The sequence below is a fragment of the Halomonas bluephagenesis genome, from assembly GCF_054790765.1.
Window position 1 is genome coordinate 2892603 of record NZ_CP133631.1, and the last position, 13324, is coordinate 2905926.

The following is a 13324-nucleotide window of genomic DNA, read 5'->3' on the forward strand; positions in this document are numbered from 1 at the left end:
GACCCATGACATTAGAAAAGGCTGGCTGTAATGAACATTGATCTTTACCAAGTAGATGCATTTGCCTCTAAGCCGTTTGAAGGTAACCCTGCGGCGGTTTGCCCGCTGGAAGCGTGGCTGGATGATGCGTTGTTGCAGGCGATAGCCACAGAGAGCAATCTCTCTGAAACTGCTTTTTTTGTGCAGACTGAGTCTGGTTATCACCTGCGCTGGTTTACCCCTTCGGTGGAAGTGGATTTATGTGGCCATGCCACGCTGGCGGCGGCGTGGGTGATTTTTAATGCGCTGGGCGATAACGCTGAAACGCTGCATTTCGAGACCCGCAGCGGGCAGCTTTTAGTGCAGCGTGACGGCGACGAACTGGCGATGGATTTCCCTGCGAAGGCAACTGAACCCTTAACGATGGTGGCTGAGGTAAAGGCAGCGCTAGGGATTAACGAGATCGAAGAGCTGCTGATGTCTGACGATATCGTGGTGGTGGTTAACGATGCGCAGTTGATTGAAGCGCTAACGCCGGACATGCAGCAATTGAAGCGCCTTCCAGGCCGCGGCATTGTCGTTACTGCGAAAGGCAGCGATGTGGATATTGTCTCTCGCTGGTTTGGCCCTAAGGTGGGCGTGGAAGAAGATCCCGTTACCGGTTCTGCGCATACCTCGCTTGCGCCTTATTGGGCGAAGCGGTTAGGCAAGCAGCAGTTTACCGCACGCCAGGGTGGTGCCCGTAAAGGTGCGCTGAGCTGCGTGGTAGAAGGCGAACGCGTCATTATCAAAGGCCGCGTTGCGCCTTACATGAAAGGGGTGATTACGCTGCCACCACAGTGACGGGCCAGAGCTGGCGTCGTCGGTCATTCGCTAATGGAGATTAGTGGGGTCGTTGGCAGGGATAAAGGTCGCAGGCTCAGCCGCGCGGGGCAGTTGCTTGTTTTCCAGGGTTGCCAAGGCAATTTTGTAGCAATCTTCGATATGGCTGTTGCCCATGTACTTCATGGCGGAAAAGCTAATCCTGCCTGCCACGGCGCTGCCAATGAAGGGAAAAAACTTAGAAACTCCTTTGGCGGCGACCTTAACGCCCATCTTATTTAGCAGCATGATGATTAATTTCTTGGTGATGTATTTTCCGGCCAACTTGCTTCCCGTATTGGAAATGGCGGTCATCACAAAGAGCTTGGTTTCGGTATCAAGGCCTTCGATTTGCTCCGGGGATAATCCAAACTGAGCATTAATTTTGGGAATTATGCGCATTAAGATGGCTACGTCTGAACCAATATCCAGTCCCGGTATAGGAATGATGGCGGTGCCCGCCGAGATACCTGCACTTTTGGTCACCATCGAATAGCATGACTTTTTAATAGCGTCGAGTTCTTCCTTTGTCTCAATCATGCGACATTCCTTTTTTACGATGCTGACATAGCCGTAGCCGACGGCTGCGCGAAATTCGATGTTGCCGGGGGCTGCCCCTTATGCTGTGACTTCTCCACATCCCCGCTCGGTGCAGGTGGGTTGGTGGTCATACAGCGTTTGAATGATCTGACAGTTGGCAGTTTTTCCACCTCGGCATTGGTGAACCACTTGGCGCAGTTCGCCTGCCAGTGCTTGTAAGGCAGCGATGCGCTCTTCCAGGTGTTGTAGATGGCGGCTGGCGATGTCATCGGCGGCGGTGCAGTCGGTATCGGGGTTGTCGGAAAGCGCTAGCAGTTCCTGAATACTGTGCAGGTCTAACCCTAGGCTGCGGCCATGGCGAATAAAACCAATGCGTTCTAGTGCGGCCTGATCATAAGACCGGTAGCCTTGCTCACCCCGCTGTGGCGGTGCCAGTAATCCCAATTTTTCATAATGGCGAATGCTTTCCGGCGAGCATCCGGTTCGGCTGGCAACTTCCCCAATACGATAGTGGCGTTTCATCGGCTTGACCCTGTAACGATTACAGGGTTTAGGCTAGTCGTTATTCTCTTGGCTAACAAGCAGGTAACCGACGATGAGTCTGATCAATGAGCTGTTGAGCATTGCGCTAAGTGCTGCGCCCTGGCTAATGCTGGGATTGGTGATTGCGGGATTAATTAAGGCATTAATGCCAGAGCACTTATTACAGCGTTGGATGGGGGGGCGTGGGCTGGGCAGCATTTTACGCGCAGCGGTGATTGGTATGCCGCTGCCGCTGTGTTCGTGTGGGGCGATTCCCACCGCGCTGGCGCTGCACCGGGGTGGGGCGGGTCGTGGGCCAACCACATCTTTTCTGGTTAGTACCCCCGGCGTTGGAGTGGATTCAATGCTCATCACCAGTGTGCTATTAGGCCCATTAATGGCGCTGGCGCGGGTGCTGGGAGCCTTGGTAACGGCGATAGTGACAGGCATTTTAGTGGGCTTTACCGGCCAAACAGCACTGCCGAAAACCACCCCCGTTAGCAGTTGCTGTGCATCAAAAGGCTGTGACGATGGCAACGCTAACGCACATGCTACTGAGTCGGCGGGGGGAATCGCAGGGTTGAAGTATGCCTTTAGTGATTTATTGGATGACATCAGCAGTTGGATGTTTGCCGGTTTATTGCTGGCGGGGGTACTGGTTACCTTTGTGCCGCCGGAAACTCTGGTAGGTTTTTCGGGTGGTTTATTGGCGTTACTTCTCATGGCAGTCATCGGTATTCCCTTGTATATCTGTGCTACCGCAGCTACCCCAGTTGCCGCTGGTTTACTATTGGCGGGCATTTCGCCGGGGATGGCGTTAGTCTTTCTACTTGCTGGCCCTGTGACGAGCCTGGCAACCCTGGCCATTCTGCGTCGTGAGTTTGGAAGCCAAGCATTGGTGGTTTATCTGGGCAGCATTCTGCTGGTGACTGTGCTGATTGGCTGGGGGTTTGATCAAGGGCTGGCGATGACGGGTTGGGACCCGGTTCAACAGGCGAACCAAGTTCAGGAACTGCTACCCGCGTTTGCTGAATGGCTGGCTTTAGGCGCGCTGGTACTGTTCTCTATTCGTCCTGTTCGTAAGCGGTTGTTGGGGTTTTAGGTCGCTTTATCCACTAATAAGCTTTTTAAAAATGAACATAAACAGAGCTGAACTATACCGAGAGCTAGCCTTAGAGACGCACCTACGACAGGGGCTGTCGACCATTAATAGAGTCATCTGCGTGCTGATTTTGCTGGCATCACTGGTGGCTATTTTGGAAACGGAGCCAATGCTGCGGGCGCTTTCGCCACGCCTTTTTCCTACCTTGGAAACCGTGTTTGTGGTGATCTTTATCGGTGAGTACTTATTGCGTTTGTATGTTGTCGGTGAAGACCCTCGTTATCGCGGGGTAAGAGGCCGGTTACGCTATGTGTTTTCGTTTTGGGCCTTGGTGGATTTACTGGCAATTTTGCCTTATTTCTTTGGAGCTATGGTTCAAAACAATGGCTTTTTACTACGCCTGTTGCGTTTGGGGTTAATGCTGCGGCTAACCCGTTTAGGTAGATTCAGCCAAGCTTGGGTAGCACTGGCAGAAGCGCTGAAGTCCCGTTCTCATGAGCTGTGGTTGAGTGCGGGTTTGGCAATGCTATTGCTGCTACTTTCCTCTTTCTGCCTTTATTTGGCGGAAGCGTCAGCCCAACCGGATGCTTTTGGCAGCGTGCCCCGTGTGCTGTGGTGGAGTGTCACTACGCTGACGACGGTGGGGTATGGCGATATGGTTCCTATCACCGGGTTAGGCAAGTTTTTTGCGGGCTTAACGGCGGTGGCAGGCATCGGGATTATCGCGATGCCCACGGGGATTTTAGCGGCTGCGTTAAGTGATGCGTTTCAGAAAAACCGTTAATACTCAGGTGGCGAGTCAATCACCGAGGCCCTTGGGTGTTAGTACCACGACTAACGGGGCGTCATGCCGTGGGAAACGTTGTTATTAAAACATCCAGGTCGCGCCTACTAGTGGGCCGCTCATCGACACATCAACGCGGGTGCCGTTTTTATCGCGGTCTACTGCCAAGTGGCGAAAGCCTGCTGAAAGGTGAAAAGCATCACTTACCCGGTAATTCGCGGTGGCGACAGCTTGCCAAGTGCTACTGCCACTTATGCCGAAGCCGCCGCCATCAACATGCACTAAGGTTGACCACTTAGGTGTCCACGTTGAACGTAGCCGGGCGGCTAGTAGTGGGTCGACCCAGCGTTCAGTGTGACTGGCACTAACGCCTAAGGCGGGCGCGCTCACGTCAGCTTCTATTCGCCATGCGCGTGCGCCCGCTAATAGATCTAGGTATTGGGTCGGAGTGCTGAGCACTTGATAGCCAGCAGATGCGGTTAGTGAGCGTTGGCGAAGGTTGCCTTCTACCGCAACGCCGGGCGGCAGCTTACCGTCATGGCTAAGTGATGCCCAGGTAATATCTCCAAACAATACCCAGCGGTCTTTACGGGCGCTACCGGCCATAAAAAAAGCACCTTCCAGATCACTCAATACATCACTAAAAGAGCGTGAGGTGCTGATGGTTGGGGCGTTGGAGAGTGGCCGCACATCGCCAGCCAGCCCAACCATCCACACATAGGGGGTTAGCTGGAAACGCCAAGAGTCGTCTTGTGCGTGAGTATTGGCGGCGAAGCCAGCGGCTAAAAAGCCAACGGCGGCAATAAGCAAGCGGGCATTAGGCATCATTATTATCCTTAGTGGGTGTCTTTATGTTAGCCGTGCCGTTTAACTTTTACCGACATATGTTCACCGACTCAATCGATAGCGCAGTTTTGGTAGTGTGCGAGCGACTGGCGGCAGGCGAGTTGCCATGACTAACGCGGTAATGGCGGCATACATGGCCCACTCTTGCATGTCGGCACGTACTACCCAGAAAAAGTGCAGCAGCACCAAGCCTAAAATAGCATAGGAAAATTTGTGCAGTGGCTTCCAGCGTTTACCTAAGCGGCGCATTGACCAACGGTTGGAGGTAGCCCCCAATATGGCAAGGCCGATCAGCGCGATCATGCCGACAATGATGTAGGGCCGCTTGATCAGTTCGCTACCAAGTAGCGCCCAGTTAAGCCCCAGAATAAACAGCGCGTAGCTGAGCATATGTAGGGTGGCGTAGGCGAGTGTCCAGAGGCCAAGCTGGCGGCGGATCAATGCAAAGCCTTTCCAGCGGGTGAGTTTGGTGAGCGGTGTAAGGCTTAGCGTGAGGAGTAGCATCCATAGCCCGCCAATACCGATGTTCAGCAGCAGGTAATTGCCAGGCTCGGGACCAGCGGCGTTAATGGCTACCTGCCAGCCCCAGAACACCAGCGGCGCGAGCGCCGCCAGGAAAACGCCTATCCGCCACAGTAACCATATCCGTGGCGCTGCCATTAGTAGTGCTTCCTTAAATCCATGCCTGCATATAGCTCGGCGACTTCGTCGGCATAGCCGTTAAACATCTGGGTATCAATCGTATTGGAGTTGAACAGGCTGTTAGGAAGCCGCCGCTCGGTGGCTTGGCTCCAGCGTGGGTGGTCAACTTGTGGGTTTACGTTGGCATAAAAGCCGTACTCATCAGCGGCGATTTGCTGCCATGAGTTGACTGGCTGGTCTTCCACTAACGATATGCGCACAATGGATTTAATACTTTTGAAGCCATACTTCCAAGGCACCACTAGCCGCAAGGGCGCGCCGTTCTGATTGGGCAGTTCACGGCCATACATGCCCATGGCGAGCAGTGTCAGCGGGTTCATTGCCTCGTCTAAGCGCAAACCTTCTACGTAAGGCCAGTCGATTATCGAGAACGAAGAGCGCTGGCCACGCATCTGCTCTGGATCGACTAGGGTTTCAAAGCGCACGTACTTGGCTTTGCTGGTGGGATCGGCACGTCGAATCACCTCCGCAAAGGGGATGCCCAGCCAGGGAATCACCATTGACCACGCCTCTACGCAGCGCAGGCGGTAAATACGCTCTTCAAACTGCGAAGGCTTGGCGAAGTCTTCTAGGGCAAAGCGCCCGCCGTTATTCACTTCACCATCGATCACTACGCTCCAGGGCTGGGTTTTCAGGCTGCCTGCATGGCGGGCGGGGTCGCGTTTATCGGTGCCAAACTCAAAGAAATTGTTGTAGCCGCTGGCATCATCAAAAGGGGCGATTTTATCTTTCTCGGGGTTGCTGGGGGTGATGGCTCGCCATTGGGTGTCGCTGATTTTTTCCTTCAGCCATGCTGGGGCATCGCCTTCCGGTACATCAGAATAATCTTCGTTGGCGCGGACGTGGCCGGAGAGGGCAAGCCCGGCGCCTAAGCCCGCCATGCCGCCCATAAAGCGCCGTCGGGAGAGGTAAATAGATTCCGGTGTTACATCGGATTCGTGTAAATCACTCGGTTTGGCAATCTTTATAAGCATGTGGTGTCTCCACTCGCTACGGGGAGGGGGGGATAAATACTGTGACCAGTTTGCATGAGATTTATCACAACCCGCTCTCTAGGTTATTACGTATTTATAACGTTGGAGGGCGGAGGCGAGGGCGCAGTGGGTAACCGTATGCAGAAGGAAGCCCCTCCAGCGGCTAGATTTTCGACACAAATATCACCGCCCTGCAGCGTCATGATTCTGCGCGCAATGGCCAGCCCTAGCCCTGCATGGCCAGCGCCGCCAGAGGTCTCTCCACGATAGAACGGGTCAAAGATATGCGGCAGGTCCTGTTCCGAAATGCCTGGGCCGCTGTCTTGTATGCAAACCTGTGGCTCTCCATTCGTTTGACTAAGCACAACGTCGATGTGGCCGCCAGCGGGGCTGTAGGCAATGGCGTTGCTGATTAAGTTGTCCAGCACACGTTCGGTCATGGCAAGGTCGGCGTACGCGGTTGGTAATGCTGGGTTGCCACTTAACGTTAGCGCCAAGTGGTTGTCGCGTGCAGCTTGGTCGTGCTTCTGCACTACGTCATGTACCAGTTCTGCTAGCGGGAAGGGTTCAGGCACTGGCTGTTTCTCTCTTGCCTCAAGGGCGGCAAGCTCGAAGAGCTCATCCACTAAGCGGCTTAACCGACGGCCTTCTTTGAGGGCAATGTCGAGAAAGCGATCCTGTTCTTGGGGGCTGAGACGATCACGCCTTAATTTCAGGCTTTCGATATAGCCTTGCATGGAGGCAAGCGGGGTACGCAGGTCATGAGATACTTGGGCGATCAAGCGACGGCGTTGGGTATCCTTTTCTGTCAGCTGTTCGATCTGTATGGCAATTCGATGGGCCATGTCGTCGAAGGTAGCGTCCAGATAATCGATCTCATCGCGCACCACGGACTGTTTTTCGTGCCATCTGCTATCGAGCCGGGGCTGGCTTATGTCGCTGTTCTCAAACGCTTCCACTCGGCGTGTTAATGATCTCAGGCGGCGAGTCAGCAGGCGGAAAATAGTCAGCCCTGCGAGCATCGCCACCGTCAGGCTGACTAGCAACGCCCAGGCGCTCATTTCCAGTAGTTTGCCACCACGGGCCATGGTTTCCGCCGTGTCGTACTCTTCACCCCGTAACACGACATAGAGGTACCCTTCGGGGTTGTCTGCTGTTGGCACTGGGGTAACGGAAAAGACTTTCTGCCGGTCATGGCTGCGAGGGTCGTCGCCGAGTATCGGATAAAGGCTCATGTCAGCCATCAGCCTGTGTATAGGGGCCATCGAGACTTGCTTGCGTTTAATCTTCGCTGGGTCTGCTGAATAAGACAGAATGGTGCCATCCAGCCCTAGCAGGTAGATCTCGATGCTGGGATTAATGGCCATGTACAGTGCGAATAGTTCTTCCAGAGCGCTACTATCAAGCTGCCCGTTGCTGACCAGATTTCTGTCTGATACTAGATTTTTGGCCAGATTCTGGTGTAACGCCTGATTGACCGAAGCGTTGTATTCACGCAGCGAATAGAGGCTGATGAAGGTATATAGCAGGCCCACGGCGAGCAATAACAGAAATAAGCCTAAGGCTAGCCGAGTATAGAGTGTTTTCAGCATAACTTATTCGCGGAAGCGATAGCCCACCCCCCCAACGGTTTGGATAAACACCGGGTCAGCGGGGTCCGCTTCGATCTTGCCTCGTAAGCGATTGATATGAGTATTGACGGTATGTTCGTAACCTTCGTGGCTGTAGCCCCACACGGTATCAAGCAGTTGGGCACGGCTAAATACCCGCCCTGGATGTGTGGCAAAGTGCCATAGCAGGTCAAACTCCCGGGCAGTGAGTTCAACAGGCTGGTCTTTTATAAATACCCGCCGACGCAGCGGGTCAATGCGCAGCCCATCGGTGATTAATGCTTGCTGGCTGGGGTCCGTGACTGAGGAAGATGCCATGGCATCTACGCGTCGGAACAAGGCTTTCACCCTTGCTGATAGTTCAGCCACACTGAAAGGTTTGGTGAGGTAATCATCCGCCCCCATTTCCAGGCCCAGCACTCGATCAAGCTCCGTACTTTTGGCGGTTAGCATCAGTACCGGAACGTAACCTGGGCCGGCGCGGATTTCGCGGCAAATTGACAGCCCGTCCAGGCCGGGCAGCATCAGGTCGAGAACCACAAGGTCGATGCCCCCTTCACGAAAACGCTCAAGCCCGGAATCACCGCGCTCGCAAAGAATAGGGTTCATGCCAAGCTCGGCCACATGCATGCGGACGAGTTCACCAATACCCGGGTTATCCTCAATAATCAGTACGTTTCGTGTCATAGGTAGTCGCATTATCTTCTTTTGTGCTTTCGCCTTATGGCTCTAGGCGCTTGGATGCTCGTGATATTTTCCTACTCATTGGTCGGAAGATTCGAGACTATCTTCGATGTACACCATTACGGGGGTGTCACGGGGTGATATAGAGTGTATCGCGCAAAGTTCACAAATGTGTCACGGGGACTCTAACGATAGGGCGATGTCTGCATTAACGCCTCCCCTCATTTCAATAAGTGTGTTTCAGCAAGGAGAGCGCCCATGGCGACTACACGCCGTAAACTCATGTCGTTAATCGGGCAGGGAGTGATACCTCCTGAGCAAGTGCCGTTAGCGGTTAAAGTGGCGGGGCTGCACCCGTCGCCCCACGCCTGGGCGCTGTTGATTGACCGGCTGCTACTGTGGCTGGGGAGCTTGGCGTTGGCTTGCGCGGTGCTGTTCTTCGTGGCTTTCAATTGGTCGGACATGGGCCGCCTGCCGCGCTTTGCGTTAGTGCAGGCTGCGTTGGTGTTGGCGGCAGGCATCGCGGTGTGGGGCAGCGCGAGCGTGATGCTTTTTCGCGTGACGTTAACTGCTGCGTCTCTATTGATAGGAGTACTACTGGCGCTGGTGGGTCAGATTTACCAAACCGGTGCTGACCCATGGCAGCTGTTTTTCACCTGGGCGCTGCTCACCTTGCCATTGGTATGGATAGCACGCTTTGATGCGCTTTGGTTGGCGTGGTTAGGGCTTTTGAACCTATCCGTGTGGCTGTATAGCAGCACCTGGGGCGGTGTTTTTGGCAATGTGTTCTCTGCCGATAACGCGGGCTTATGGGGACTGGTGCTGATCAACTTAGTGGCTCAAGTCGTGTGGGAGTGGGGCGCGCAGCGCCGAGGTTGGCCGGGGCGTTGGGCGATTTGCTTACTGGCGCTAGGTAGCGGCGTGCCACTGACGCTACTGATGATGGCGTGGGTGAGCGGGGAAACGCATGCGTTGACACCGATTGTGGCGGTTTACCCTGTGTGGTTGGCAGTGCTGTATGGCGTTTATCGTCAGTGGCGGCTTGAGCTATTTATGTTGGCAGGGGGCTGCGTCTCGGTGATTGCGGTGGTCACATTGCTGCTTGCACGCTACATGCTATGGGAAAGCCAATGGAATGAAGGCGGCTTGCTGTTGCTGGCAGGTGCTGTCTTTGCCATGGGGGCGGCAGCGGTGACGTGGTTGAAACGCTTAAACGCTGAGGACGCATCATGAACCAGCCGATGAATACGTTAACGCAGCGATTAACTCAGGCGGGCGTGTCACTAAACGAACCTTCATCAACAGCACCGCTGGAGTCACCCTGGTTTGTGAGGGTTCTGCAGGCGTTCTCCGGCTGGTTAGCAGCGCTGTTTTTGTTGGGCTTTATTGCCACGGCAGTGGTGTTTGTCATGGAAAGCCCAATGGCTTCTCTTGTTGTAGGCAGCCTGTTGATTAGCGGGGCATTTGCGCTACTACGCGCCGCGCGAAGCGATGTGTTGGAGCACATGGCGCTGGCGTTTAGTTTAGCTGGGCAATTATTAGTGGCCTGGCCAGCGGTCGAAATGTGGGGTATTTCCGCCAGCCTATGGTGGGTACTGCTGGCGCTACAGTGCTCGCTGGCACTGATCATGCCGAGCCAGGTTCACCGCAGTATGTCGGCGTTTTTAGCAAGCCTAGCGTTAACGATGGCGCTGGCAGTCAATGGACTGGCACCGGTGGCGATTGGTTTGGTGGTGCTGGTGCTGACACTGCTCTGGTTGAATGAGTATCGTTGGCCAAGGCGCATAGGGGCGGTTCAGGCATGGGGGGCTGGACTGTTAGTGGGTCTGCTAGTGCTTCAAGGGCAGGCGTACTCTAACCAGCTTAGCTGGTTTTATGATTCAGACGTTCGGTGGTTCGGCCCATGGCTCGCCAGCTGGCTAGGCACTGCGTTGGTGGCGTTGGCCTTAATGTGTGTTATTCATCAGGCATTTCGTCAGCATTCTCAGCCTGCCATTGCACAGCGCTTGGCGATTTATGGCGCAGTCGCGCTAGTCGCGGTGGTGTCGGTTTACATGCCAGGGTTTGGCGCCGGGGTTACCGTACTACTGCTCGGGTTTACGATTGGCCATCGGGTGCTGATGGGAAGCGGTATTTTGTTACTACTGATGGCGGCTAGCAGTTATTACTACTGGCTGGACGTGACGCTGTTGGTGAAATCACTCATGTTGCTGGCAATGGGGGCGTTCCTGTTAACCCTTCGCTGGTTATTGATGCGTTGGTTGCTAAACCAGTGGCTAACAGTGCATAAGCCTGAGCCGCAAGGAGATGCCAATGAGCAGTAACGTGAAGCGACACCGCTGGATAGTGATTGCCGCCACTGTCGTTGTGCTAGCGGTGGTTAACTGGACTATTTGGCAGAAAGAGCATCATCTGGCCGAAGGTGAGATTGTTTATTTGGAGCTTGCCCCCGTTGATCCGCGCTCGTTAATGCAGGGCGACTACATGGCGCTAAGCTTTGCGTTGGCTAATCGTATCCGCATGCAGCGTGCAATTGATCGCCACGAAGAGGAGGGTGGAAATGCCATGCAAACGGCAGCCAATGACAGCGTGGTGGTTCGTTTGGATGAAGCATCAATCGCCCACTTCCAGCGCTTGGATGATGGCACGCCGCTAGGCGATGACGAGAGGCGTTTACGTTATCGGCTGCGCAATGGGGACGTGCGCTTTGCTACGGATGCGTTTTTCTTTCAGGAAGAACAAGCCGAGCGTTTTGAGCCTGCCCGCTACGGCCAGTTCCGAGTCAATGAGCACGGCGAGCTGCTGCTAGTCGCGCTATATGACGAAGAACTCGAGGCGCTGGGTGAAATGGAGCGTTGATACGTGTATTAGCGTTCAATCCCAATGGCTGTGTATCGCTCGGCAAGAAAGTCTAACAGTGCTCTGACAGAGGGCAGCAAGCCTCGACGGGAAGGATAAACCGCATGAATAACTTCTCGTCGAGGCTCCCATTCGGGCAATACCGATATAAGTGCTTTTGATGTTAGTGAATCCTCCAGCATTAGTCTTGGTAATTGAACGATGCCAACACCCGCCAATGCGGCTCTATAAAGTGCGGTCATATCCGTGGTAATAAACCGTGGCGAATGTTCAATTTGGCGCTCTTCACCGTCGCGCTGAAGGTGCCAAACGTGAGCTTCCTCTGGCCTTGCTCTGCTTAAACTGGGCAGTTTGCAAAGGTCGTCAGGTGTTGATGGCATGCCATGCTGCTCAATCAGTGCTGGGCTTGCTACCAAGCATTGCCCGCGATCCGATAGTACCTTCAGAATAAGCTCGCTATCTTCCAATGGAAGGGGGCGGGCTCGGAGCGCAATATCAAAGCCTTCAACAAAAGGGTCAATACGGCGGTTAGTTCCTTCCAGGTGTACCTGGACATCTGGGTAGAGCACCATGAAATCCGCCAGTATTGCACTCACGTGAAAGCTCAATAGCCCCGTAGGGCAACTGATACGGATAGTACCGCAGGGCACTTGTTTGGTTTCTTCGATGAACTGTTGAGCTGCTTCGGCCTCTACTAGCATGGCTTTGCAGTGCTGGTAGTAGCGTTGACCAATATCAGTGAGCGTTAAGTGGCGGGTCGAACGGTGCATCAAGCGCACGTTAAGCTGATTTTCTAATTCTCCCACCCGTCTGCTTAGTTTTGATTTAGCAATACCCAAGGCGCGGCCCGCCGGAGAAAAACCTCCATGGTCGACTACCTTCACAAAATAATAAAGATCATTCAGATTAGGGGGCGTCATGTGTTCTCCCTGTGCAACGCTGTGTCTTAATTTTCCATCTAATCATCGAGTCAGCGAACTACTAAACTCCGTATGGCATGTGGAAGAGCTGTTGGATCTTTGTTTTCCAAAAGCCCACTCAGCCTAATAGATAAAGGAGTATGTCATGACTAATCCCTATGTTCGTCTCGATAAAGATAATGCCGCTGTTCTTTTAGTAGATCATCAAACTGGGCTGTTGTCCTTGGTTCGTGATATTGACCCTGACCGGTTCAAAAATAATGTACTGGCGCTTGCGGACTTGGCGAAATACTTTGGTCTGCCAACGATTCTTACAACAAGCTTCGAAGATGGGCCTAATGGGCCGCTGGTGCCTGAATTAAAAGAGATGTTTCCAGAGGCACCTTACATCGCACGCCCTGGACAAATAAATGCCTGGGATAACGAGGATTTCGTAAAAGCGGTTAAGGCTACTGGTAAGAAACAATTAATTATTGCAGGCGTAGTGACAGAAGTGTGTGTTGCTTTCCCGGCGCTTTCCGCACTTGAAGAAGAGTTTGATGTATTTGTTGTCACCGATGCATCGGGTACCTTTAATGAACTCACTCGTGATGCTGCTTGGGATCGGATGAGTAGTGCAGGCGCGCAGTTGATGACCTGGTTTGGAACAGCCTGCGAGCTACATCGCGACTGGCGCAATGATATAGAGGGCTTGGGCACACTTTTCGCCAATCACATTCCTGACTACCGTAATTTAATGAATAGCTACAGTACTTTGACAAAGAGTTCTGACAAAGGCCTCTGACAAATAACTCTGACATGAAGTAAACCGTGTTTTGACCGGAAGTGAGTGAGCTTCCGGTTTTTTTAATAATTTTGAGCTATTTATTAAAGGCAAAAGACTGGCTAGACGATAGCTTTGTAAAAACAAAACTATCGATGATGCCATTGCTCCGTTGTCC

The 13324-nt window shown here is 53.5% G+C and carries 15 protein-coding genes; 7 read left to right on the forward strand and 8 right to left on the reverse strand.

The window, feature by feature from the left end; translation table 11 throughout:
* Positions 1-30: 30 nt before the first annotated feature.
* Complete coding sequence (locus REH51_RS13040) at positions 31-822, forward strand: PhzF family phenazine biosynthesis protein (RefSeq protein WP_009722262.1); 792 nt, start codon at positions 31-33, stop codon at positions 820-822.
* A gap of 30 nt (positions 823-852) precedes the next feature.
* On the opposite strand, the gene REH51_RS13045 is transcribed toward REH51_RS13040, so the two are convergent.
* Complete coding sequence (locus REH51_RS13045) at positions 853-1380, reverse strand: hypothetical protein (RefSeq protein WP_498935999.1); 528 nt, start codon at positions 1378-1380, stop codon at positions 853-855.
* A 78-nt stretch (positions 1381-1458) separates the two neighbouring features.
* Positions 1459-1902, reverse strand: a complete 444-nt coding sequence (locus REH51_RS13050; RefSeq protein ID WP_009722264.1) for a MerR family transcriptional regulator — start codon at positions 1900-1902, stop codon at positions 1459-1461.
* A gap of 73 nt (positions 1903-1975) precedes the next feature.
* On the opposite strand from REH51_RS13050, the gene REH51_RS13055 reads away from it, so the two are divergent.
* Both REH51_RS13055 and REH51_RS13060 read left to right on the forward strand, forming a co-directional pair.
* The gene (locus REH51_RS13055; protein WP_498936001.1) at positions 1976-3004 is read left to right on the forward strand and encodes an SO_0444 family Cu/Zn efflux transporter; all 1029 of its coding nucleotides are present in this window, start codon (positions 1976-1978) and stop codon (positions 3002-3004) included.
* Between the two features lie 31 nt (positions 3005-3035).
* Positions 3036-3788 carry a potassium channel family protein gene (locus REH51_RS13060; RefSeq protein WP_039868673.1) on the forward strand — a complete coding sequence of 251 codons (753 nt, stop codon included), beginning with the start codon at positions 3036-3038 and terminating at the stop codon, positions 3786-3788.
* Between the two features lie 84 nt (positions 3789-3872).
* On the opposite strand, the gene REH51_RS13065 is transcribed toward REH51_RS13060, so the two are convergent.
* The 5 genes from REH51_RS13065 to REH51_RS13085 all read right to left on the reverse strand — a co-directional run bounded on the left by REH51_RS13065 (position 3873) and on the right by REH51_RS13085 (position 8607).
* The gene (locus REH51_RS13065; protein WP_039868676.1) at positions 3873-4616 is read right to left on the reverse strand and encodes a hypothetical protein; all 744 of its coding nucleotides are present in this window, start codon (positions 4614-4616) and stop codon (positions 3873-3875) included.
* Between the two features lie 60 nt (positions 4617-4676).
* Positions 4677-5294 carry a protein-methionine-sulfoxide reductase heme-binding subunit MsrQ gene (gene msrQ / locus REH51_RS13070; RefSeq protein WP_009722268.1) on the reverse strand — a complete coding sequence of 206 codons (618 nt, stop codon included), beginning with the start codon at positions 5292-5294 and terminating at the stop codon, positions 4677-4679.
* Positions 5294-6310 carry a protein-methionine-sulfoxide reductase catalytic subunit MsrP gene (gene msrP / locus REH51_RS13075; protein ID WP_498936003.1) on the reverse strand — a complete coding sequence of 339 codons (1017 nt, stop codon included), beginning with the start codon at positions 6308-6310 and terminating at the stop codon, positions 5294-5296. Before msrP ends, msrQ begins: the two co-directional genes overlap by 1 nt.
* Before the next feature lie 86 nt (positions 6311-6396).
* The gene (locus tag REH51_RS13080) at positions 6397-7902 is read right to left on the reverse strand and encodes a HAMP domain-containing sensor histidine kinase (protein WP_009722271.1); all 1506 of its coding nucleotides are present in this window, start codon (positions 7900-7902) and stop codon (positions 6397-6399) included.
* Positions 7903-7905: 3 nt separating this feature from the next.
* A complete protein-coding gene (locus tag REH51_RS13085; RefSeq protein ID WP_498936005.1) occupies positions 7906-8607 on the reverse strand; it encodes a response regulator transcription factor in 702 nt (233 codons plus the stop codon).
* A 255-nt stretch (positions 8608-8862) separates the two neighbouring features.
* Between REH51_RS13085 and REH51_RS13090 the strand changes: the two genes are divergently transcribed.
* The 3 genes from REH51_RS13090 to REH51_RS13100 are packed head-to-tail and all read left to right on the forward strand — an operon-like array spanning position 8863 to position 11463.
* Positions 8863-9837, forward strand: coding sequence for a DUF2157 domain-containing protein (locus REH51_RS13090; protein ID WP_009722273.1), 975 nt, complete (start codon positions 8863-8865; stop codon positions 9835-9837).
* Entirely contained in the window at positions 9834-10928 is a 1095-nt protein-coding gene (locus REH51_RS13095; protein WP_009722274.1) for a DUF4401 domain-containing protein, read from the forward strand. The genes REH51_RS13090 and REH51_RS13095 overlap by 4 nt, the downstream gene beginning before the upstream one ends.
* Positions 10918-11463, forward strand: a complete 546-nt coding sequence (locus REH51_RS13100) for a GDYXXLXY domain-containing protein (RefSeq protein WP_009722275.1) — start codon at positions 10918-10920, stop codon at positions 11461-11463. Before REH51_RS13095 ends, REH51_RS13100 begins: the two co-directional genes overlap by 11 nt.
* Positions 11464-11471: 8 nt before the next feature.
* On the opposite strand, the gene REH51_RS13105 is transcribed toward REH51_RS13100, so the two are convergent.
* Positions 11472-12383, reverse strand: coding sequence for a LysR family transcriptional regulator (locus REH51_RS13105; RefSeq protein ID WP_009722276.1), 912 nt, complete (start codon positions 12381-12383; stop codon positions 11472-11474).
* A gap of 145 nt (positions 12384-12528) precedes the next feature.
* Here REH51_RS13105 and ycaC point away from each other — a divergent pair, with 145 nt between their 5' ends.
* Complete coding sequence (gene ycaC, locus REH51_RS13110) at positions 12529-13167, forward strand: isochorismate family cysteine hydrolase YcaC (protein WP_009722277.1); 639 nt, start codon at positions 12529-12531, stop codon at positions 13165-13167.
* The last annotated feature ends 157 nt before the right edge of the window (positions 13168-13324 follow it).